Annotated in this window: 22 protein-coding genes and 1 pseudogene; 7 read left to right on the forward strand and 16 right to left on the reverse strand. The window is 60.1% G+C overall.

All coding sequences use genetic code 11. The annotated features are described in order from the left end of the window. Nucleotides 1-251: 251 nt before the first annotated feature. Complete coding sequence (locus C8D04_RS13400) at nucleotides 252-755, reverse strand: SRPBCC family protein (RefSeq protein WP_116006192.1); 504 nt, start codon at nucleotides 753-755, stop codon at nucleotides 252-254. Nucleotide 756: 1 nt separating this feature from the next. Continuing rightward, entirely contained in the window at nucleotides 757-3261 is a 2505-nt protein-coding gene (locus tag C8D04_RS13405; RefSeq protein WP_165829134.1) for a copper-translocating P-type ATPase, read from the reverse strand. A 217-nt stretch (nucleotides 3262-3478) separates the two neighbouring features. On the opposite strand from C8D04_RS13405, the gene C8D04_RS13410 reads away from it, so the two are divergent. Further along, nucleotides 3479-3781, forward strand: coding sequence for a hypothetical protein (locus C8D04_RS13410; protein WP_116005300.1), 303 nt, complete (start codon nucleotides 3479-3481; stop codon nucleotides 3779-3781). A gap of 94 nt (nucleotides 3782-3875) precedes the next feature. On the opposite strand, the gene C8D04_RS13415 is transcribed toward C8D04_RS13410, so the two are convergent. From C8D04_RS13415 to C8D04_RS13455, 9 genes are all read right to left on the reverse strand, one after another. Continuing rightward, entirely contained in the window at nucleotides 3876-4382 is a 507-nt protein-coding gene (locus C8D04_RS13415) for a cytochrome c (RefSeq protein WP_233521177.1), read from the reverse strand. Between the two features lies 1 nt (nucleotide 4383). Further along, on the reverse strand, nucleotides 4384-4662 hold the full coding sequence (locus C8D04_RS13420) for a heavy metal-associated domain-containing protein (RefSeq protein WP_116005301.1): 279 nt from the start codon (nucleotides 4660-4662) through the stop codon (nucleotides 4384-4386). 42 nt (nucleotides 4663-4704) lie between these two features. Further along, complete coding sequence (locus tag C8D04_RS13425; RefSeq protein ID WP_116005302.1) at nucleotides 4705-5337, reverse strand: isoprenylcysteine carboxylmethyltransferase family protein; 633 nt, start codon at nucleotides 5335-5337, stop codon at nucleotides 4705-4707. Between the two features lie 5 nt (nucleotides 5338-5342). After that, nucleotides 5343-5669, reverse strand: coding sequence for a DUF2933 domain-containing protein (locus tag C8D04_RS13430; RefSeq protein ID WP_116005303.1), 327 nt, complete (start codon nucleotides 5667-5669; stop codon nucleotides 5343-5345). 9 nt (nucleotides 5670-5678) lie between these two features. Further along, nucleotides 5679-6143, reverse strand: a complete 465-nt coding sequence (locus C8D04_RS13435) for a hypothetical protein (RefSeq protein ID WP_116005304.1) — start codon at nucleotides 6141-6143, stop codon at nucleotides 5679-5681. A gap of 86 nt (nucleotides 6144-6229) precedes the next feature. Next, a complete protein-coding gene (locus C8D04_RS13440; RefSeq protein WP_116005305.1) occupies nucleotides 6230-6577 on the reverse strand; it encodes a copper-binding protein in 348 nt (115 codons plus the stop codon). Continuing rightward, on the reverse strand, nucleotides 6574-7035 hold the full coding sequence (locus C8D04_RS13445; protein WP_116005306.1) for a DUF411 domain-containing protein: 462 nt from the start codon (nucleotides 7033-7035) through the stop codon (nucleotides 6574-6576). The genes C8D04_RS13440 and C8D04_RS13445 overlap by 4 nt, the downstream gene beginning before the upstream one ends. Nucleotides 7036-7091: 56 nt before the next feature. Next, nucleotides 7092-7586 (reverse strand): cupredoxin family protein, encoded by a 495-nt coding sequence (locus C8D04_RS13450; protein WP_116005307.1) that lies wholly within the window; start codon nucleotides 7584-7586, stop codon nucleotides 7092-7094. Nucleotides 7587-7613: 27 nt separating this feature from the next. Further along, nucleotides 7614-7958: a hypothetical protein gene (locus C8D04_RS13455; protein WP_199563003.1), complete on the reverse strand. Its 345-nt coding sequence runs from the start codon at nucleotides 7956-7958 to the stop codon at nucleotides 7614-7616. Nucleotides 7959-8051: 93 nt separating this feature from the next. On the opposite strand from C8D04_RS13455, the gene C8D04_RS13460 reads away from it, so the two are divergent. Both C8D04_RS13460 and C8D04_RS13465 read left to right on the forward strand, forming a co-directional pair. Further along, entirely contained in the window at nucleotides 8052-8735 is a 684-nt protein-coding gene (locus C8D04_RS13460; RefSeq protein ID WP_116005308.1) for a heavy metal response regulator transcription factor, read from the forward strand. After that, nucleotides 8736-10127, forward strand: a complete 1392-nt coding sequence (locus C8D04_RS13465) for a heavy metal sensor histidine kinase (protein WP_116005309.1) — start codon at nucleotides 8736-8738, stop codon at nucleotides 10125-10127. Between the two features lie 83 nt (nucleotides 10128-10210). Here the strand turns inward: C8D04_RS13465 and fliE are convergent, their stop codons facing one another. Next, nucleotides 10211-10519 carry a flagellar hook-basal body complex protein FliE gene (gene fliE, locus C8D04_RS13470; RefSeq protein ID WP_116005310.1) on the reverse strand — a complete coding sequence of 103 codons (309 nt, stop codon included), beginning with the start codon at nucleotides 10517-10519 and terminating at the stop codon, nucleotides 10211-10213. Nucleotides 10520-10776: 257 nt separating this feature from the next. Continuing rightward, nucleotides 10777-11121 (reverse strand): annotated as a pseudogene (locus tag C8D04_RS13475) (type II restriction endonuclease); the annotation flags it as partial. A 147-nt stretch (nucleotides 11122-11268) separates the two neighbouring features. On the opposite strand from C8D04_RS13475, the gene C8D04_RS13480 reads away from it, so the two are divergent. Further along, nucleotides 11269-14184 (forward strand): Tn3 family transposase, encoded by a 2916-nt coding sequence (locus C8D04_RS13480; RefSeq protein ID WP_116006189.1) that lies wholly within the window; start codon nucleotides 11269-11271, stop codon nucleotides 14182-14184. 356 nt (nucleotides 14185-14540) lie between these two features. After that, the gene (locus C8D04_RS13490; RefSeq protein WP_116005311.1) at nucleotides 14541-15197 is read left to right on the forward strand and encodes a thioredoxin domain-containing protein; all 657 of its coding nucleotides are present in this window, start codon (nucleotides 14541-14543) and stop codon (nucleotides 15195-15197) included. A gap of 23 nt (nucleotides 15198-15220) precedes the next feature. On the opposite strand, the gene C8D04_RS13495 is transcribed toward C8D04_RS13490, so the two are convergent. Beyond that, nucleotides 15221-17605: a heavy metal translocating P-type ATPase gene (locus C8D04_RS13495; RefSeq protein WP_116005312.1), complete on the reverse strand. Its 2385-nt coding sequence runs from the start codon at nucleotides 17603-17605 to the stop codon at nucleotides 15221-15223. Between C8D04_RS13495 and C8D04_RS18740 the strand changes: the two genes are divergently transcribed. Then, a complete protein-coding gene (locus C8D04_RS18740) occupies nucleotides 17604-17744 on the forward strand; it encodes a hypothetical protein (protein ID WP_165829135.1) in 141 nt (46 codons plus the stop codon). The genes C8D04_RS13495 and C8D04_RS18740 overlap by 2 nt on opposite strands. Nucleotides 17745-17834: 90 nt before the next feature. Beyond that, nucleotides 17835-18326 (forward strand): Cd(II)/Pb(II)-responsive transcriptional regulator, encoded by a 492-nt coding sequence (gene cadR / locus C8D04_RS13500; RefSeq protein ID WP_116005313.1) that lies wholly within the window; start codon nucleotides 17835-17837, stop codon nucleotides 18324-18326. 3 nt (nucleotides 18327-18329) lie between these two features. Here the strand turns inward: cadR and C8D04_RS13505 are convergent, their stop codons facing one another. Both C8D04_RS13505 and C8D04_RS13510 read right to left on the reverse strand, forming a co-directional pair. Further along, nucleotides 18330-19667, reverse strand: a complete 1338-nt coding sequence (locus tag C8D04_RS13505; RefSeq protein ID WP_116005314.1) for a heavy metal sensor histidine kinase — start codon at nucleotides 19665-19667, stop codon at nucleotides 18330-18332. Next, the gene (locus C8D04_RS13510) at nucleotides 19664-20350 is read right to left on the reverse strand and encodes a heavy metal response regulator transcription factor (RefSeq protein ID WP_116005315.1); all 687 of its coding nucleotides are present in this window, start codon (nucleotides 20348-20350) and stop codon (nucleotides 19664-19666) included. The genes C8D04_RS13505 and C8D04_RS13510 overlap by 4 nt, the downstream gene beginning before the upstream one ends. Nucleotides 20351-20354: the final 4 nt, after the last annotated feature.

The raw sequence follows: 20354 nt of genomic DNA on the forward strand, positions 1-20354 counted from the left end.
TCAGTGTTTTTCACGGTGTCAGCCGTGTTCTGCCGGCGCGCTTGATCCGCAGCGCCATCCCATACAGCCATTCTCGACAGGCCGGCCTGATAGAAGGATGAGCCTCAGATTACATTTGCGTAATCAAATCATTTTCTTGAGGCCGTCCATGGCACGCACAGAAGCACTGCTCGGAACGCGGTGATCTGCGCTTATCGAGATGACATGGCACCGCATCCACCCACATTGATTGAAGCCCTCGGTGTTGCAATTCACTTTTGAATCCGTCGTTTCAATGTGCGCTCGGCTTCTCGCACCATTTGCCGAACACACCAGTTGGCATAGAAACTGCCAAGAATCCGTCCAAGACCATGCTGCAGCCCGCGTGCGGGCAGGTCGAAGTCAATCCATACTCGCAGTTGCGTCCCCCTATCGGTCGGTTGCACCTCAAAACCCATGCGATAACGCCCGATCACCAACAAGCGTGGATCACCGAGGGTTTCCCAGACTTTTCGCTGCCCCTTGCGACGTTCAACAACGGCCTCTTCCAACGAGAACTCTAGGCCCCACATTCGGCCTGACATGCGGATCACGGACCCCACAGCCCGGCCTCCCCGAGCATCGGTTTGCGTGCGCATGGAGATGCCGCCCATGACGAAAGAGTGCCGCCCCATGTGTGCACCGAGATGGGTAGGATCATCCATGAACGCGAACACAGTCTCGGCTGGGGCGGCGATGATTGCCGTTGCTTCACTGTGCTTGCAGTAGGTGGACATCTCAACGGTCGCGACGCAGGCGCAGCGCATTGAAGATCACCGAGGCCGAACTCAGGCTCATGGCCAGCGCCGCAATCAGCGGAGACAGCAACCACCCGGTGAACGGGTACAGCACGCCTGCCGCAATCGGTACCCCGAGGCCGTTGTAGAGGAAGGCGAAGAGCAGGTTCTGGCGCATGTTCCGGACGGTGTTGATGGAGATGTCGCGCGCCGCAGTGATGCCGCGCAAATCTCCTTTCACCAGCGTGACCTGGCCGCTGTTCATGGCTACATCGGTCCCCGTGCCCATGGCCACACCGACGTCGGCCTTTGCCAACGCCGGCGCATCGTTGATGCCATCGCCGGCCATGGCAACAATGTGGCCTTCTTTCTGGAGCCGCTCAACAAGCGCGAGCTTGTCTGCGGGCTTGACTTCGCCATGCACCTCGTCGATGCCCAGTTTTGCACCCACAGCCTTGGCCGTGGTCAGGCCATCGCCAGTTGCCATCACGATGCGCAAGCCGCTGGCGTGCAAATTTTGAATAGCTTCCCGCGTGGTGGCTTTGATGGGGTCGGTAACGGCCAGAATGCCAGCCAGTTGCCTGTCCACGGCCAGATGCATCACGCTGGCGCCTTCACTGCGCAGACGCTCGCCATCAACCTTGAGCGCATCAGTGGCCACGCCTTCTAGCTGCATCAAGGCGGTGTTGCCCAGCACCAGATGCTTCCCGTCGATCATGCCGCGCACGCCGATGCCGCTGCCGGACTCGAAATCAACGGGTTTGACTAGTTCAAGATCTTTGTCGCGTGCGGCGCTGACGATGGCCTCTGCCAAAGGATGCTCGCTGCCTTGGTCCAAACTGGCCGCAAGGCGCAGTACTTCGTCCCCTGTAAAGCCAGGTGCGGCAACTGCGGTGTCGAAAGCGGGCTTACCTTCGGTCAAGGTTCCGGTCTTGTCCACTATCAGCGTGTCCACCTCGCGCATTTTCTCGATGGCGCCAGCATCGCGGAATAGCACTCCCTGTGTCGCGGCACGCCCTGTGGCCACCATCACCGACATCGGCGTGGCCAGCCCCAGCGCACAAGGGCACGCGATGATCAGCACCGCCACTGCGTTAATCAAACCAAACACCCAGCTAGGTTCTGGACCAAACAAACCCCAGACAAAGAAGGTGGCAATGGCGATGAGCACCACCACGACCACAAATTTGCCTGCCACCACGTCCGCCATGCGCTGCATGGGCGCCTTCGAGCGCTGGGCATTGGCCACCATCTGAACAATCTGCGACAGCATCGTGGCAGCACCGACTTTCTCGGAGCGCATCACCAAGGCACCACTGGTGTTCATCGTGGCGCCAATCACATTGTCACCAGGGCGCTTGGTCACCGGCACAGGCTCACCGGTCAGCATGGATTCATCGACTGCACTGCTGCCTTCAGTCACAATGCCGTCGACCGGCACTTTCTCGCCGGGGCGGATGCGCAGCAGGTCTCCGACGTGTACATGGTTCAGAGGTACGTCTTCTTCGCTCCCATCCGCATTGATGCGACGTGCCGTCTTGGGTGCCAATCCGAGTAGCGCCTTGATGGCCGCAGAAGTTTGCGAACGGGCCTTCAACTCGATGATCTGGCCCAACATAGTCAGCGAGATGATGACCACTGTCGCCTCGTAGTAGACCGCCACACGCCCCAGGGAGATGAACGAATCGGGGAAAACGCCCGGCGCCACGGTGGCCACGAGGCTGTAGAGAAAGGCTGCGCCCGTTCCCAGAGCGATCAAGGTCCACATGTTGGGGCTGCGATGGACAACGGACTGCCAACCGCGTACGAAGAAGGGCCAGCCCGTCCAGAACACGACAGGTAAGGACAGCACCAGTTCAACCCAGGTTTGCACTTTCATGTCAAACCATCCGAGGCGGTGGCCGAACATCGCCAGAATGGTCACGACGACCGTCAGCGGCAGCGTCCACCAGAAGCGCTGCTGGAAGTCCAGCAGCTCATGGTTGTCTTCCTCATCCAGCGGAATGATGGGCTCAAGCGTCATGCCGCACTTGGGACAAGTGCCAGGGTGGTCCTGACGCACCTCGGGGTGCATGGGACAGGTGTAGATCGTGTCGCTTGCCTCTGGCTGCGTGGTACCTGGTGCATTCGTAGGCACAGGCACAGGCACCGCAGCGTGCATGGAATGGCCGCGATGGTCATGCGGGTGCCCATGGGACACCTCGCCCTCGGGCACCAGGTGCATCTGGCACTTTGGACAGCGGCCCGGGTGATCTTGCCGCACCTCGGGGTGCATGGGGCAGGTGTAGATCGTGCCGCCCGACTCCGGCTGTGTGGTGCGTGGTGCGTTCGCAGGTACAGGCACCGCAGTGTGTATGGAATGGCTGCGATGGTCATGCGGGGGGCTATGGGACACCTCGCCCTCGGGTACCAGATGCATCTGGCACTTTGGACAGCGCCCCGGGTGGTCTTGGCGCACCTCGGGGTGCATGGGGCAGGTGTAAACAATGGGGGTGTTCGCTTGCATGGTGGATGGCTCCTGACTTAATTTCATGATGAACCCTGTCAAGGTGGCAAAGTCAAGTCGGACGGTGCGCATCCACCAAATGGAATGCACAGGGTTCGAAATGAACAAAACGTAATGTGGTGGTCAGCGTCCTGTTGGTGGCGGCTTCTTACAGTTAACTCGTGCTCTTCGCACAGGCAAAAAATCCAGTTTCACTTTTCATTGCAAGGACTTCAAAATGACCACCAAAACCGTAAAGCTCTCTCTCGCCATTGCCTTTGTCACTTTGTCTGGCTTGTCTCAGGCCACTTCCGCCTGGCACCAAGGGAATGGCGATGTTGTTCATGTCACGCCTGAGCACATCGGCCAGAACACGGCCAAGAGTCCAGTAGATCCCAACGTTCATGCCAAGATGCTGCACGGAGATACGCCGACACCTCAAATCGTGGAGAAGACCAATACGGGTGCTCAAACCAGCCCATCTCGCCAGCAGGTGCTGGATGACAAGAACGCACAGCTGAAGAACCTCTACATCAACTAATCGCTTCATTTCCCCTTTCAGCCCGATGCTTGTGCATCGGGCCTTTCTTTTTCTGTCGACAGAAAAGTGCTTGCGTCCAGCCAGAGGGACTGGCTCAACGATCAAGCGACTTTTGGTACTGTGCGTTGGCCTGATCGTGCCGTGCCTGGGTTTCCTTGGGCCACTGTGCCTTGATCCATGACAGCACGGCAATGATTTCCGAATCGCTCAACACACCGTCGTAAATGGGCATGTTGGTCTGGTAGTCCGGCTGCTGGATCAACTTCGCCAGCCCATATTTGGTAATGGCGAAAAGTTGTGCGTCAGGGTGGTGCCAGGTGTGACCGCTCTCGTCATGCGGTGGGGCTGGAAGAAGGTCATCGGGGCCGCGCTCGCGCCAGTCTGGCTGGCCTTGGCCACGGGTTCCGTGGCAGGCGGCGCAATGCTGGGTGTAGATGCGGGCTCCCGCATTCACGACCTGCGGATCATCGGGGCGCAAACCATCGGGTGCCGACTGGCTCCGCGCACCCAGAACGTACATGCCTGCGGCCATCAGCAGAACCACCAGGAGTCCCCCCAAACCCAACCTCAACCGGCTTTTGCCCATGGTGATGTCGGGCATGTCAGCTTTTGCAACAGCAGCCGGAATTGACTGGCGCGGTGTACAGATGGGGTGCACCCGAATGCAAGATGCGGGCGGAGTATCCCGCTTCTTGCAGCGAGAGAATCAAGAGATCCCCATTAAGTGGGGCAAGGGAAGAGTCGGCCTTGACGTGCGCCGTGCCCGCCTTCAAATCGACTTCGACAGCACCTACTCCGGCAACGGCCCGCAAGGCTTGCGTTACACGCGCCGTGCACATGGAGCAAGTCATGCCTGCAATGACCAAATCAATGGAGGTCATGATTCACCTTGACAGTTGAAATATCCCCCAAGCTGCCTTTTGTCAGCCTAGCTTGGGTATGAAACGCGGTACACGGCTCGCGTACTCTTGCCAGACCTGACCGAATCGCACCGCGCTCTCACGCTCTTCAGTCAATGCCAAGCGGCCGTACATGACCAAGAGGACAGGAAACATCAGCAACGTGAGGATGGTCGGCCATTGCAACAGGAAACCGAACATGATCAGTACGAACCCGATGTACTGCGGGTGACGCACCCGGGCGTAGAGGCCCGACTGTGCCAGTTGGCCTTGGCGCTGGGCTGCATAAAGTGTCGGCCATGCTTCGGCCAGGATCCAGAATCCTCCACCGATAAACAGGTAGCTGAGAATGTGGAACGGACCAAAATGAGGATCGCCGCCCCAGCCAAATAACAGCTCCAAAAGATGCCCGGCGTCATGACTCAAAAAGTCCACACCAGGGAATTTTTGCCCCAACCACCCGGACATAAAGTAGATGGTCAGCGGAAAACCGTACATCTCGACAAACAGCGCAACGATAAACGCCGTGAACGCGCCAAAACTTCGCCAGTCGCGTGCGGTGGCCGGCTTAAAAAAGCTGAAGGCGAACATGGCGAAGATGGCGACGTTGATGGCCACCAGCAGCCACAGACCGTAAGAGGACCCAGAGTGGTTCATCGCTTTTAGCTCCTGCGCTGATCGTCGTTTTGCTGCGACGTCTCGGCATTCTTATCATTGACATGCCCGCCATGCCCGCCATGCCCGCCATGCCCGCCATGCCCGCCATGCCCGCCATGCCCGCCATGCATGAAAACGTGCATCAACGGACAAAGCAACAAGATCGCGTAGGGCCACCATTGCGTCAGATGGGCGCGATGCTCGGTCCATAGAAAGTAGCCAGCAATAGCCCCGAACACCAGTAGCCCGATGGCATACCTAGAACGCCAAAAGCCCCCATCTTTCTGGGGGCTTTGTCCCGGTATCTGATGAGGGGCATGGTTGTGGTTCATGTTTACCCCTTACTTGGCCGCAGGCGCCATTGGCGACTGCATGCGATCCATCATCATCTGCATCATGGACTCCATCATGTCCATGCGCTTTTCCATCATTTGCTGGCGATCGGTCATGCCGCTCATGCCTTTACCGCCCTGCATTCCAGCCATCTTGGACATGCCACCCATCTGCTTCATCATGGCCATGCCGTCCTGCATCATCTTCATGTGCTCGGCTATCAGTGCCTGACGCTCTTCGGGCGTTTTGGCGGACATCATTTTTTCGTGCATCGCCTGCATGTCCTTCATGCGCTGGTCCATGGCAGCCATTTTTTCTGCACCCATGGATTGGCCCGGGGCCTTCTTGGCCGCTGCAGCGGGCGCCGCGCCTTCCGGATGGTGTTCCTTGTGCTCTTCGGTGCCTTGGGCGAGCGCGCCCAGCGATGCCGTTGCCACGCAGATGCCGATCAGGGTGTTGCGAATATGGATCATGGTTCTCTCCTGTCCTGGTTGAAGTTGCCGTGGCCATCCCCGGAGGGGTTGAGCGCGCGGCGATGGCACGCGAATGCAGCGTGTTCTTAGCGGATCGGCTGAATGTCGGTAACGATCAACTTGCCTCCCTCGCTCACCGCCATGAACTTGATCTTGTCGCCCGGTTTGACCGTAGCCAACAAGTCCTTGTCCCGGACCGTGAACACCATGGTCATGCCCGGCATGTCCAGATGCTTGATTTCGCCATGCTTGATCGTGACTTTGGAGGACTCCTGGTCCACTTTCCTGACCTCGCCTTCGGTCAGGGATGCGGCAGAGGCCGCAGACGCATGGTTATGGTCGTGTTCCGCAGTGGCCTGGGCGAAGCTGCCCACGGGCAGCAGCGAGCCCGCAGCGATGGCCGAGGCAACGAGAAAATGTGTAAAGAGGTTCATGCTTTTCCTTTGTACGATGTGAAGACTTGCGCCGAGCCGTCCTTCTGGATCAACAGCACCTGGTAGGCGTCCTGGCGCCCGCCGTAGGCTGGCCCATCCATGCCGGGCGAACCGATGGGCATGCCCGGAACGGCCAGACCAAGCGCCTTGGGCTTTTCCTTCAGAAGGCGCAGGATGTCGGCCACGGGCACATGGCCTTCGATGACATAGCCCTGCACCAATGCGGTATGGCAGGACGCGAATTTTTGTGCCACACCCAGCCGGGCACGCGCCGCGTCGTTCCCCTCGTCGGCCACGCTGGCGCGAAAGCCGCTCTGTTCCACGTGCGCGATCCAGTCTTTGCAGCAGCCGCAGTGGGGGTCCTTCCAGACCTGCAGGGCCGTCGCCCGGGGATTGGCCGCAGCAGGCAGGGAGGTCGCGCCAAGGGCCAGCATGCCCAGCAGGAACACGCGGCGCATGGGTCTTGAGGGTGAATTCATCTCTCGCATGGATGATTCCTTATTCTTGGAGTGCATTACTTCTGGGCCACCTTGATCAAGCCCTTCATGCCAGCCTCGTAGTGACCCGGCATCAGGCAGGCGAAGTTCGCAAACCCAGGCCTAGTGAATTGCCAAACGATCTCGCCTTGCTTTCCTGGTGCAAGCGTCACCTTTCCTGGTTCGTCGTGCTCCATGTCGGGGTACTTTTTCATCGCCTCCAGATGCTCCAGCAGGTCCTGCTCGGTGCCCAGGCTCAGCTCGTGCCTGACCTGGCCTTGGTTCTTGATGATGAAACGCACGGTGTCGTTCTTGTCGACCTGGATGGCGGAGGGCGTGAACCGCATGTCGTCACTCATGTTGACGGTGATCGTGTGGGTGACTTTCGCGGCCGTGCCGGGCCTGCCAAGCGCGGTTTCATTGGCGCCGTGACTGTGTTCGCCGGAATGGCTATCGCTGGCATGGGCGAAACCAGCGGCAGCACACAGCAGCAGCGCGATGATCTTGGGAGTTGTGTTGCTTGTGTTTTTCATTGGATTCATCCATCTAGGGTTAGCTTGTCAGTGGCCATGGTGCGAAGTGGGTTTACGCACCTGGACCTCGGTGGGGTTGCTGGACTCTTGGATTCGGCGCATGGACTGCCCAACCTCAGCCTTGAACCGGGCAGGCTCGGTCAAGGGTCCTTGGTACTCGTGGGCGACCTTACCTTCCGGATGCTCGAACCAGGCTGGGTCCATGTATTTACTAGGCTTTTGCTCTCGGCACACCTTCAACACACTGAACATGCCGCCCATCTCGACCGAGCCAAAGGGGCCTTTGCCAGACATCATGGGCACGGTGTTCTCGGGGATCCACAGTGAATCTCGGGTTTCATGGGTGAGATTCTTGAACGATATCCATGACATAAAGCTGTGCGCCACATTACATCTTTGTTATCTGCATGTCAGACGCCCCAAACCTCGTCAAACTATCACCACGCCAGCAAGTGGAGCACCGTCGTGAAGATATTGATTGTGGAAGATGAGCCCAAAGCGGGTGAATATCTGCGCCAAGGCCTGGGCGAGGCAGGATTCGTCGTGGACCTGGCCCATAACGGCAATGACGGCCTGCACCTTGCATTGCAGGGCACGTACGATTTGGTGATCCTGGATGTGATGCTTCCAGGGCTCAACGGCTGGCAGGTCCTGCAATCGATGCGCCAGCACGCCTTGCAGATGCCAGCCATGTTTCTCACCGCCCGCGACCAGGTCGAAGACCGCGTGAAGGGCCTAGAACTGGGCGCAGATGACTACCTGATCAAGCCTTTCTCGTTCGCCGAACTGCTGGCCCGTGTCCGCACCATCCTCCGGCGCGGGCGCAGCGGAACCGAGAGCACGACGCTGCGCGTGGCGGACCTGGAACTGGACTTGCTGCGGCGTCGCGTCACGCGCGCAGGCAAGCGCATTGACTTGACGGCCAAGGAGTTTGGCTTGCTGGAGCTTTTGATGCGGCGCAGCGGCGAAGTGCTGCCGCGCTCGTTGATTGCCTCACAGGTGTGGGACATGAACTTCGACAGCGACACCAATGTGATCGAGGTGGCCATGCGCCGCCTGCGCATCAAGATTGACGAAGGACAGGATGTCAAACTCATCCAGACCGTACGGGGCATGGGCTACGTACTGGAAGCACCCGAGGAACCGTAAGTGCTGCGCCATCTTTCGCTGACCAGTCGCCTGACGGCTTTTTTCACGATGGTGGCCGCAGCGGTCGTCCTCGGGTTGGGTTTCCTGTTCATGATCGCCACGGACCGCCATTTTCTGGAACTCGATCGCACCGCCTTAAGAGACAAAAAACTCCTGATTGACAACATTCTGGCCCGCGCGAATTCGCCGGAGGATGCACGCGGGCGCCTGAACGAAGCGCTGAGCCATCACCATGGCCTCTATGTCCTGGTCAAGGACGAAAAAGGCGCGGCGCTCTTTCAATCCGACGGTTTTAACCCGCCCGAGACGCCCGCTTCGCAACATTCTTCTCCCGACCGGCACACGCTTGACGTCTGGAGAGAGGGGGGAAGCGAGTTCCACTCCATCCACTATCAGGCGCGCATGGCGAATGCGGCCACAACGGTTCTTGAGGTTTCCATCGCCGTCGATACCGAACATCACACGCAGTTTCTGTCCGATTTGCGGCGCAGCCTGGCGATATATGCCGCCATCGCAACGCTGATCAGCGGCGTGCTGGGCTGGTTGGCGGCACACCAGGGGATGGCTCCTCTGCGCGCCATGAAGACCCGGGCAGCCGCAGTCACCGGGCAACAGCTGGAAGAGCGCATGCCCGTGGAAGCCGTTCCCATTGAAATGGCCGATCTGGCGCAAGAACTGAACCATATGCTGGACCGGCTGCAGGAAGACTTCCTGCGTCTGTCCGAGTTTTCATCGGATCTGGCTCATGAACTGCGCACACCCATCAGCAATCTGCTCACGCAAACCCAGGTCACCCTGTCTGCCAGACGTGACGCCGAAACCTATCGCGACATACTGGCCTCCAATGCCGAGGAGTTGCAGCGCCTGGCCCGCATGGTGTCGGACATGCTGTTTCTCGCCAAGACAGAACGCGGCGTTGATTTGCCCAGCAAGGAACGATTTTCCGCCGCGACGGAGGTCCGTGCACTGCTGGAATTTTATGAAGCAGTCGCAGAAGAAAAAAACATCAACCTGAGCACGCATGGAGACGGTGAAATTCAGGGCGATCGACTGATGTTCCGCCGCGCGTTGAGCAACCTGCTCTCCAATGCGCTGCGCCACACGCCGGAACGGGGAGAGGTTCAAGTTGCAGTGGCCAGGGAAGAGGGCGCCGTGAGAGTCTCCGTCGAAAATACCGGCAACGAAATCGACTCCAAAGATCTCCCTCGGTTGTTCGACCGCTTCTATCGTGCGGACCCTGCAAGAACACATCCTGGGTCCGATGGTTCCGGCTTGGGTCTTTCCATCACCAAAGCCATTGTTGAGGCGCATGGGGGCCATGTTTCGGCCCGTTCCGAGCAAGGAAAAACACGGTTCTCGCTGGCTTTTCCAGTCGAACCCAACGGGCATTAATGGGCCTGTCCCACCTGAGTCGGCGATTTTTCAGCAACGAGTGCACTCAGCGCCTGCATTTGTGTACTTCTCCTTACCGAGCATCAGACCTGGATGTTCATCACATCGGTGTAAGCCTGAACTAAACGGTTGCGGGTATGAAGCGTCGCTTGAAATGCAATGTTCGACTTGACTCCTGCAAACATCGTTTCTTCAAGACTGACAGTGGGGTTGCCTAAGGTGACCTCGCGGCTCAGGCGCCCAGATTCACTTTGCAATTGGCTCGTGGTCGTGAGTGCCTGCTTCATCACGTCCAAAAATCCACGGTCCTGAACTGTGGGTGCTTTGGACGGCAACGTTCCCGCCGGATTGACTGGCAGTAGTGCGCCGAGCGGGTTGGTGGTGATGTTCATGGTGTGTCCATTGTCGAACTGACTGGGGGTATGAGGGGTCTTTTTGCGGGGAGATCGAGAGCAGCGATCGATACGAAATAATAAGTGCCGCCAGCCCATCAAGAAGCCCTACGACGGGTGCGTCAGCCGTTCAATTGCGCAGCTATGGATGACAGCAACGTCATCTTGCCGACATAGCCGAGAGTGGCCGATACGCACAGTGGTGAACATCGACAAAGCATGAATATGGCGGGTTGCCACGCCGAAGGGAGCGTGGTTTACAGCCGTTGCGAAATCTCCAGCAGTGGTTTGATGCTGGAGCCAAAGCGGCTCATTGACGCGTGGTTCTGCTCCAGTTGGCTGTAGGGCAGATAACGGATCCCCAGCTCTGACACCCGGGAAAACGCGGGTCTTCGAAGTTGTTCCGCCACCTTGTCTCTGCGATTGTCTGGGGCTACCAAAAACAGCGCGCATTTGCCAGCAACCCGCGTGCCAAGGGCCAAATCAAGCATGCGAACGATCCCTGAGTAGATGGACGTGGTGTGCTCGACTTCAAATGCCGCAGCCACCTGCGAGGTCTGGGTATCAACCCAAACAACATCAATCAACCGCACCGACTCTAGACGGGGTCCCCTCGTTTTCAGTGCAATAACTGGCGGTACGCAAACCCAGCACTGGCGCGGGGGTGGTGTTGGTAGATCGTTGATTCTGTTGGCTTTCCTGTTCACTTCTCAAACGGGTATCGTGGCCTCCCACTAATGGGGTTCACGATGCAGGACTGGCAAACGACGTTTTTGGGGATGCGTGAGCTGCCCCGCGATATCAGTGACTTCGAGATGAAGGCGTTTTTCACCTTCGATGGTGCAGAGCGCGAGGCAATCAATGCGCGCCGGGGTGACGCCCACAAGCTCGGTCTGGCGCTGCATATCGGGTTTTTGCGCATGAGTGGCCGCCTGCTGTATGCCTTTCGGGTGGTTCCCGTCGCCCTGTGGCGCCACTTGAGCGAGGAACTTGGCATTGCCACCCCTGATGTGGCTTCGCTGCGCACGCTGTACGGGCGGGAGAAGACACTGTTCGATCACCAGCAAGTAGCGTGCACGGCCCTTGGTTTTCGGTGGATGAGCGAGCACCAACGCCGCTCCCTGGTGCGTGAACTGCGGGACGAAGTGGCCCGTTGCGCCGACCGCGATCAACTGCTCGGGAGGGCCCGCCAATGGCTGTACAAGAATAAGCTGGTGATCGTGCACGAGCGGGCCATCCGGACTTTGATTGCGAGCGCACTCACCCAGCTCGAAGCGGAGACAGGTGCTGCAATCGCCGCCAGCGTCGATCCGGCAACCCTTGATCGGTGGCGAACCTCGGTTGCAGAGCTGCGCCCAGATGGACAAACCCAACAAAGCTGGCTGTGGTCGGCGCCGGCCAAGCACTCAACCCGCCAAATCAGCGAGGTACTTGAACGCATCGATCTGCTGTACGAGCTGGACGTTCATAAACACCTGACCGACATCCCCGATCTCATCTTGCGCCGTTACGCGCGCCGACTAGTCTCTCGGCCGCCGTCTGCCGGCGCCAAGATCAAGGAACCCGCGCGCACCGTGGAGGTCGCCTGCTTTCTGCGGTATTGCCTGTTCACCACCACGGACCAGTTGATTTTGATGGTGCAGCGCCGGATTGCCGATCTGTGGCGCCAGACCGCTGCCGAGGTCCCCGCCACCGTCAACTGGGCGGCGATGTACAAAACGCTACTGGCCGAACTCGTGGCCTTGAGCGCCCAGGGCGCTGTGCCGGACGCCGAGCTGCGCGCACGGCTTGAAGCCTTGGTCATCGAAACCCAGAAACGCAAGCCACCCAGTCGGGCCTCCCTTGTGCGCGAAGGATTGATTGATGTCATTCGCCCCGTACGCTCACTGCTTGTGGCAATTGCAAAGCTTCCATGGCAAGCCACCGGAGAGCATCCCACCATCGACGCCCTGACGAAATTGAGCGCCTATTACGCCAGTAACATCAGAAAGTTGCCGGATGGCGTTGTCGCGCCAGGCCTGGGGAAGGTCTGGCAAGCCGCCATATCCAGCCCAGACCGGGAACGGGCGTTTCGGGCATTGGAGGTTGCCACCTTGTTTGCCCTGCGCCGCGCGGTGCGCAATGGATCGGTCTGGATCGAGCACAGCTTGAGTTTTAGGGGCCGTGCACGCCTGTTCTTCACGGACGAACGTTGGAAGGACGAGTCCAAGAAGCACTATGCCCGTCTGTCGCTGCCCGGCAAGGCGGCCACCTTTCTGAAGCCATTGTTGGCCAAGGTAACTGCAGGTGTCGATGCTGTGGCTGCGGCGGCACGCAGTGGCGTACTGCGCGTCGACGATGAACTCCACCTCTCAGTTTTACCCGCCGAAGACGAAGACCCCGAAGTCACCAAGCTACGGGCGGCTTTGGATCACCGCATCGGCGAAGTGCAATTGCCTGAAGTGATTCTGGCCGTTGACGCCCAGGTGCGCTTCAGCTGGATCATGCTCGGCCGTGAACCACGGTCAACAGCGGAACTGCTGATGGTCTATGCCGGCATCATGGCCCACGGCACCAGTCTGACAGCCATCGAATGCGCGCGCATGATTCCGCAGTTGTCTGCCACCAGCATCCGCCAGGCCATGCGCTGGGCACGGGACGAACGCCGTCTGAGTCAGGCTTGCCAGGCGGTGCTGGAGTTTATGCAACGCCACCCGATCGCCACCACTTGGGGCCGTTCAGACCTGGCGTCTTCTGACATGATGAGCATGGAGACAACCAAGCGGGTATGGCAGGCCCGGCTTGATCCCCGGCGCAACACGCCCTCCATTGGCATCTACTCCCATGTACGCGACCGCTGGGGAATCTTTCACGCACAGCCCTTCGTGCTCAATGAGCGCCAAGCTGGCGTGGCCATTGAAGGCGTCATACGTCAGGAACGCCTTGAAACCAGCCAACTGGCGGTGGACACCCACGGCTACACCGATTTTGCGATGGCACTGGCCCGGTTGTTGGGCTTTGATCTTTGCCCGCGGTTGAAGGAATTGAAACAACGCCACCTGTTCGTGCCTCGCGGCGCCAAGGTGCCAGCCGAAATAGCTGCGGTGTGCGAGGCCAATGTTGACGTTGCCCTGATCGAAAAGCATTGGGACAGCCTGGTGCATCTGGCGGCTTCGGTCATGAGTGGTCACGCCAGTGCGGTGGCAGCACTGGCGCGGTTTGGCTCTGCTGCCCAGGGTGACCCCATCTATGACGCTGGCGTGCAATTGGGACGTTTGCTGCGAACCGCGTTCCTTGCCGACTACTTTGTTAAGGACGCTTTCAGGAATGAATTGCGCCGGGTGCTCAACCGGGGGGAGGCGGTCAACGCCCTCAAGCGCGCCATTTACACCGGCCGGATCAGCCCGGCACAGGCCAAACGTGTGGACGAAATGCAGGCTGTGGCCGACGCGTTGAGTCTGCTGGCCAACATCGTCATGGCGTGGAACACGTCACAAATGCAGGCTGTTCTGGATCGCTGGTCGAACCGCCGCCAGGCCATTCCGCCGGAACTGATCGGAAAAATTGCTCCCACCAGGCTGGAAAGCATCAACCTGCGAGGCGTGATCCGCTTTCCTGTTGACCGTTATGCCGACCAAATCCTGCCCTCGCGGCAGGGAGCACCGATAACTGGCACCAACGGATGAAACCGATCACGGTTTGACGCCACGAATCCCGGATTTGAAGGTGAACAGGAAAGCCAACAGAATCAACGATCTACCAACACCACCCCCGCGCCAGTGCTGGGTTTGCGTACCGCCAGTTATTGCACTGAAAACGAGGGGACCCCGCCCCTGGCGCTTGCAGGCGCGGCCGTAGCGGGCTACCACAGCCTTCTGGCTGCAGGCCTGGTTCCCAGGGCATGGGTTCCATGCGCTGTAGGCGTGTCCTGCGCCGATCAGAAGCTCGACTTTTTCTATGGCATTGAACTGCCCTGGCTTTCCTTGGCGGCGTTCATTGTCATCGCCGTTTCACTCTGTCTTTATCTGCGCAAAACAGCCAAATGATCCACCGCAAATACATCATCGCCCTCGTGCTGGGCGTCGCACTTGCAGCCTTCGCGGTCGGTGCGAGTCTCTACCAGAGCCATGTGACCAGCAACCAAGAGCAGCATGCCGCCGGGCAGTCTGAGCGGCTGGTGCGCATGCATTCGCCAGTCATCGGCCCCCGAGAGGCGCCCGTGACCATTGTCGAATTCTTCGATCCCGCATGTGAGACCTGCCGCGCTTTCTATCCGGTCGTGAAAGATCTCATGCAGCGGTATCCCTCCCAGGTACGGTTGGTCATCCGGTATGCACCGTTCCACCAGGGCTCGGGCGAGGTGGTCAAGCTGCTGGAGTCCGCGCGGCTGCAGGACAGGTACCTCGTGGTCTTGGAGTCCCTGCTGGCGGCACAGCCACAGTGGGCAGACCATGGAAATCCCAATCTGGCATTGGCCTACAGTGCGGCCGAGCAGGCAGGTCTGGACATGGCGAGAGCTCGGGCCGACATAGCATCGCCCACGCTGGAAGCGATGCTGCAGCAGGATGTGCAGGACCTGACTGCCCTCAAGGTCGACAAGACCCCGACCTTCTTTGTGAATGGGCGGCCGTTGCCCAGCTTTGGCGCCAAGCAACTGGCTGAGCTGGTAGCCCAGGAGGTCTCCAAGGCGGGCAAATAGGCATCGTGCGTCCCGGGCAATCGCTAGTGGGAATGGGCATGCTCCTTGGGCTGCGCAGGCTGGGTCTTCGCGGCAGGCTCGACCCGCGTGCCGCGAAGCAGGCGCAGTCCATTGCCCACCACCAGCAAGCTGGCCCCCATGTCCGCAAAAACGGCCATCCACATGGTCGCAGTGCCCACCACCGCCATCACCAGAAAAACGCTCTTGATACCCAGCGCCAAGGTGATGTTCTGCCAGAGAACGGCATGGGTGCGCTTGGACAGGCGCACGGTCTCGGCGACGCGCTGCAGGTCATCGTTCATGATGACCACGTCGGCCGCTTCCATCGCCGTGTCAGTCCCCGCACCGCCCATGGCAAAGCCGATGTCGGCCTGCGCCAGCGCCGGCGCGTCATTGATGCCATCGCCGGTCATACCGGTGGCGCCATAGCGCTTTTGCATCTCCTTGATGGCATCAAGCTTGGCTTCGGGCAGCAGATCCCCGCGGGCATCATCAATGCCGGCCTGTGCTGCGATGGCCTTTGCAGTGGCCGTGTTGTCGCCGGTCAGCATCACCGAGGTCACTCCCAGTGCCTTGAGATCGACGATGGCCTGCTTTGAGGTCTCGCGGATGGTGTCCGCTACCGCGAAGAGCGCCAGAACCCGCGAGTCGTCTGCCAGGAGGGTGACCGTGCGGCCTTGCTTTTCGTGGATGGCCAGCTCCGCCTCCAGGTCCGGTCCGCACAAGCCCTGCTCGTGAATCAGCCGGTGATTGCCCAGCACCAGGCGCGCACCATTGACCACGCCCTCGACACCGCGCCCGGGCAAGGCCTTGAAGTTCTCAGCCTCGGGGCCTTGTGCCTCCAGTCCCTGAACAATCGCCTTGGAAACGGGGTGATCGGAACGGGCCGCCAGGCTGGCGGCCATCTGCTGGATAGCGCCCTCATCGCCAGCGCCCCATACCTGCCACTTCACCAGCTTGGGTTTGCCCTCGGTGATGGTGCCCGTCTTGTCCAGCGCAACGGCTTTCAGGAGCCGGGCGTCTTCCAGGTAGGTTCCGCCCTTGATCAGGATCCCGCGGCGCGCTCCCGCGGCCAATCCGCTGACCACTGTGACGGGCGTGGAAATGACCAGAGCACACGGACAGGCGATCACTAGCAGCACCAAGGCCTTATATAGCGCCTCCAGCCAAGTCAGGCCCATCAGGAAAGGGGTCAGCACCGCTACCGCCACGGCAATGGCGAAGACAGCAGGGGTGTAGATCGAGGCGAAGCGGTCGACGAAGCGCTGCGTCGGTGCACGCGTGCCCTGCGCCTGCTCCACGGCCTGGATGATCCTGGCCAGGGTGGTGTTGCTGGACAAGGCAGTAACCTCAAACTCCAGTTCACCAGTCTCGTTGATGGTCCCCGCGAACACCTGGTCGCCAGGCGCCTTGTCCACGGGAATGCTCTCGCCAGTCACCGGCGCCTGGTTGATGGCCCCGTTGCCCTTGGTCACCTTGCCGTCCAGCGGCACCCGTTCGCCTGGCTTGATGCGCACGGTTGCTCCAATGGCCACCGAAGCCACCGGTGTAGCAGACCACGACCCATTTGCTCCCAGAACCAGTGCCTCTTCTGGGGCCAGTTCCAGCAAGCCCTTGATGGCGTTGCGGGCCCGGTCCACGGCTTTGGCCTCGATGAGTTCAGCAATCGCGTACAGGGCCATCACCATGGCAGCCTCAGGCCACTGACCGATGAGGAATGCGCCCGTGACGGCCACCGACATCAGCGCATTGATGTTGAGCTTGCCGCGCAGCAGTGCCGCAATGCCTTTTTTGTAGGTGTCGATACCCGCCAGCCAGATGGCCACGGCAGCGATGGCCATGCCGGCCACCTTCCAGGCCATCTGGTCGGGTGCAAAGAAGGAAAGGACCTCAGCCCCAGTCGCGAACACCAGCGCAGCCACCAACCGGGAAATGCCGCCTGCAAAACCATGTCCTTGGTCGTGGTCGTCGGCTGATGCACCCGCCTGTCCGCCGTCAGAACCGGCCACAGGCTGCGGATCGAAGCCCGCTTTCCGGATGGCGTCGAGTGCCAACGGGTAGGTGCTTTCCTCAGCGTCGATCTTTAGCGTCCGTGCGCCAAGCTGAAAACCCAGCGAGTGGATTCCATCCAGAGGCTCCAGCGCCCGGCGAATCTCCGCCTCCTCGGCACTGCAGTCCATGGTCGCAATGCGAAACACCCGGCCCTGGCCACCCTGGGTGCTTGCCGCAGTGGCGACCGGCTGTGGATCGAAGCCCGCCTTGCGGATAGCATCCAGCGCCAGGGGCAAGGCGCGATCGTCCGCATCGATCTTCAGCGTGCGCGCGCCGAGCTGAAAACCCAAGGACCTGATTCCCTCCAGAGGTTCCAGCGCCCGCCGGATCTCCGACTCCTCGGCGCTGCAGTCCATGGTGGGGATTCGGAACAGCGTGCCCTGGCCTGGGCTGCTTGCGGCGGCAGAAGCCGAGGCAACGGTACTGGAGCAGCCCGAGGAGCAGCAGGTGTCAACAACGCTGGAGGAAGTGCTGGTTTCTGTTTTCATGGCCTAATTGGAAACCCTGTAGTGACCTTAAAGTCAAGCGACTTTCGAGACGTCGCCGCCTTGTCCTACGTAAACCAGATTTTGCGAAGGACGCTTCATGAAAATCGGCGAACTTGCCAAGGCCACAGGCACGCAGACAGAGACCATCCGCTACTACGAGCGCGAGAACCTGCTGCCGATCGCGATGCGCACAGAAAGCAACTACAGGGTCTACGACAGCAGCCATGTCGAGCGCCTGGCCTTCATCCGCCATTGCCGCTGCCTGGACATGACGCTCGATGAGATCCGGGTGCTGTTGCATTTCAAGGACGCTCCGGATGAAAACTGCGGCGCAGTGGACGCGCTTCTTCGGGAGCACATCGGGCACGTGGTCTCTCGCATCCGGGAACTCCAGGCACTGGAGTCGGAATTGCGCAGCTTGCAACAACAGTACTCACCAGGCCATCCCGCCGGTGAGTGCGGCATCTTGGGCGGCTTGGCCAATGCGGCACTTCAACACAATCACATGCAGCCCAGCGAAGCCCACCCGCCAGGTGCTCATCATGATATTGGCGTGGCTCCGAGGCAGCGGGCCAACAAACGACGCTGATTTTCAGTGAGCGCGAATCTCTATCCCGACACTTGTCACTCCGTTCTCTGACCTGGCCACCGGCTTGCCCTGGTGCATGCGGGCAATCGCGCCCACGATGGCCAGGCCCAGGCCATGGTTGCTCTGCCCATGGCTGCGAGCAGGATCTGCCCGGAAAAACCGGTCAAACAGCTGGGGAAGTATTTCGGGATCGATGGTGTTGCCGTAGTTGGTGACGCTGATCAGCACGCGGTCCTCGTCAACAGTTCTCAAGTTGATCTGCACGATGGAGCCAGTGCTCGCGTAGCGGGTTGCGTTTCCCAGCAGGTTGGACAAAGCCCGGCGCAACAACGGCACGTCGAAGGTGCCATGCGCATCGCCGACTACTTTCGCGGTGAGACCCGCCTCGGCCAGCGCCGCCTCGTGGTAGTCCAGCACGTCGGCTGCCACCGATGCCAGGCTTGCCACGGGCACGCGACGCGCTCCCACGCCCCGATCCGCCTGGGACAGGAACAGCATGTCGTTGACGATACCGGTCAGGCGATGCAGCTCCTCCAGATTGGACGCCAGCACCTCGCGAATATCCGCCTGCTCGGGGCGCCGCAGCGCCAGTTCATTGTTGGCAATGAGCGTGGCCAAAGGCGTGCACAACTCGTGCGCCACGTCCGCATTGAAGCCCTCCATCTGGGAGTAGGCCTTTTCAATGCGAGCCAGGAGTGCATTGAACTGGTCGATCAGCGGCACGAGTTCAAGGGGCTGCTCCGCGCCATCGAGCCGCTGGTGGAGGTTGTCCGCCGAAACGGCGCGCGTCTGGCTGGCCAGTCTTCGAACGGGCGCCAGGCCCAGGTTGACCAGGGAGAAGCCGCCTAGCGAAACCACGACGGCCCCGCCAATGGCTGCCACCAGCAATGTGACTGCAAGCCGGTGCAGCAACTGGTTGTCGGTCTGGATGTCCAGCGACAGCTGGACGCGCAGACTCTTTGAGGGTGTCTGGCCTGCAGACTGCGCCACTTCGAACTGCCGCTGGCGCCAGACCGTCTTTTCATTCTGGTTGCGGGTATGGGCGTAGAGGACGGCCCCATCGGCCTGCGCTACTTCAAGCGAAAGATCTCCGTGCCCCACCAGGAAATCATCGAGCTTGTGAGCAAGGTCTTCCGAATCCCCGTGCTCCTTGCCGTCCGCCAGCAAGTGCCGGATGACGTTTTCCTTTTGCGCCAGCGTTTCCTCCTGTCGATCTCGGAAGTTGAATTCGGTCACCAGGTAGACGGCCAGACAGACCAGCCCGAGCCCGGCAAAGCTCTGAAGTGCCAGCCACCACGACAACCGCTGGCGCAATGAGCGATGTTGGACCAGGGCCTTCATCCGTTGCGCTCTTCCATGACGTACCCCATACCGCGGATGGTGTGCAGAAGCGCGGTGTCAAAGGGCACATCGATCTTGGTACGCAGGCGCCGTATGGCGACCTCCACCACGTTGGTATCGCTGTCGAAGTTCATGTCCCAGACCTGCTCGGCGATCTCCGTGCGAGACAGCACTTCTCCCTTCCTTCTCAGAAAAAGGGTCAGCAGCAGGAACTCTTTGGCAGTCAACTCCAAGCGCTGACCGCCTCGTGTCGCCTTGCGCCGCACCAGGTCGATCTCCAGGTCGGCCAAACGCAGTTGCGTGGGCTCTGCCGTGTCCCGTGCTCCGTGGCTACGCCTGAGCAGAACCTGGATGCGGGCGCTCAACTCGGAAAACGCAAAGGGCTTGACCAGATAGTCATCGGCACCCGTCTGAAGTCCGAGCACCCGATCCTCGACACTGACCCTGGCTGTGAGCATCAAGACAGGGGTCTGCCTGGTCTTGCGAAAGGCCGTCAGCAGGCTGAAGCCGTCGATCCCTGGGAGCATCGCGTCCAACACCAGCAGATCGTGGCCGCCTTCAAGGGCCATGTGCAGGCCGTCCACGCCGTTGTGGGCGACGTCCACCACATAGCCGACCTCTCCGAGGCCCTTGCGCAGGTACTCCGCCAGCTTGACTTCGTCTTCGATGAGCAGAATTTTCATGGTG

This window comes from Simplicispira sp. 125, assembly GCF_003096555.1.
Classification (GTDB): domain Bacteria; phylum Pseudomonadota; class Gammaproteobacteria; order Burkholderiales; family Burkholderiaceae_C; genus Simplicispira.

What these genes read in the sequence shown, in the direction of transcription:
- C8D04_RS13495 (WP_116005312.1), bottom strand. Translation starts at nt 17,605, where the DNA reads ATGGACTGCAGCGCCGAGGAGTCGGAGATCCGGCGGGCGCTGGAACCT.
- C8D04_RS13430 (WP_116005303.1), bottom strand. Translation starts at nt 5,669, where the DNA reads ATGAACCACAACCATGCCCCTCATCAGATACCGGGACAAAGCCCCCAG.
- C8D04_RS13405 (WP_165829134.1), bottom strand. Translation starts at nt 3,261, where the DNA reads ATGCAAGCGAACACCCCCATTGTTTACACCTGCCCCATGCACCCCGAG.
- C8D04_RS13415 (WP_233521177.1), bottom strand. Translation starts at nt 4,382, where the DNA reads ATGCCCGACATCACCATGGGCAAAAGCCGGTTGAGGTTGGGTTTGGGG.
- C8D04_RS13505 (WP_116005314.1), bottom strand. Translation starts at nt 19,667, where the DNA reads ATGAAGGCCCTGGTCCAACATCGCTCATTGCGCCAGCGGTTGTCGTGG.
- C8D04_RS13420 (WP_116005301.1), bottom strand. Translation starts at nt 4,662, where the DNA reads ATGACCTCCATTGATTTGGTCATTGCAGGCATGACTTGCTCCATGTGC.
- fliE (WP_116005310.1), bottom strand. Translation starts at nt 10,519, where the DNA reads ATGAACATCACCACCAACCCGCTCGGCGCACTACTGCCAGTCAATCCG.
- C8D04_RS13425 (WP_116005302.1), bottom strand. Translation starts at nt 5,337, where the DNA reads ATGAACCACTCTGGGTCCTCTTACGGTCTGTGGCTGCTGGTGGCCATC.
- C8D04_RS13445 (WP_116005306.1), bottom strand. Translation starts at nt 7,035, where the DNA reads ATGCGCCGCGTGTTCCTGCTGGGCATGCTGGCCCTTGGCGCGACCTCC.
- C8D04_RS13480 (WP_116006189.1), top strand. Translation starts at nt 11,269, where the DNA reads ATGCAGGACTGGCAAACGACGTTTTTGGGGATGCGTGAGCTGCCCCGC.
- C8D04_RS13450 (WP_116005307.1), bottom strand. Translation starts at nt 7,586, where the DNA reads ATGAAAAACACAAGCAACACAACTCCCAAGATCATCGCGCTGCTGCTG.
- C8D04_RS13410 (WP_116005300.1), top strand. Translation starts at nt 3,479, where the DNA reads ATGACCACCAAAACCGTAAAGCTCTCTCTCGCCATTGCCTTTGTCACT.
- C8D04_RS18740 (WP_165829135.1), top strand. Translation starts at nt 17,604, where the DNA reads ATGGTGGGGATTCGGAACAGCGTGCCCTGGCCTGGGCTGCTTGCGGCG.
- C8D04_RS13435 (WP_116005304.1), bottom strand. Translation starts at nt 6,143, where the DNA reads ATGATCCATATTCGCAACACCCTGATCGGCATCTGCGTGGCAACGGCA.
- cadR (WP_116005313.1), top strand. Translation starts at nt 17,835, where the DNA reads ATGAAAATCGGCGAACTTGCCAAGGCCACAGGCACGCAGACAGAGACC.
- C8D04_RS13510 (WP_116005315.1), bottom strand. Translation starts at nt 20,350, where the DNA reads ATGAAAATTCTGCTCATCGAAGACGAAGTCAAGCTGGCGGAGTACCTG.
- C8D04_RS13400 (WP_116006192.1), bottom strand. Translation starts at nt 755, where the DNA reads ATGTCCACCTACTGCAAGCACAGTGAAGCAACGGCAATCATCGCCGCC.
- C8D04_RS13440 (WP_116005305.1), bottom strand. Translation starts at nt 6,577, where the DNA reads ATGAACCTCTTTACACATTTTCTCGTTGCCTCGGCCATCGCTGCGGGC.
- C8D04_RS13455 (WP_199563003.1), bottom strand. Translation starts at nt 7,958, where the DNA reads ATGTCATGGATATCGTTCAAGAATCTCACCCATGAAACCCGAGATTCA.
- C8D04_RS13490 (WP_116005311.1), top strand. Translation starts at nt 14,541, where the DNA reads ATGATCCACCGCAAATACATCATCGCCCTCGTGCTGGGCGTCGCACTT.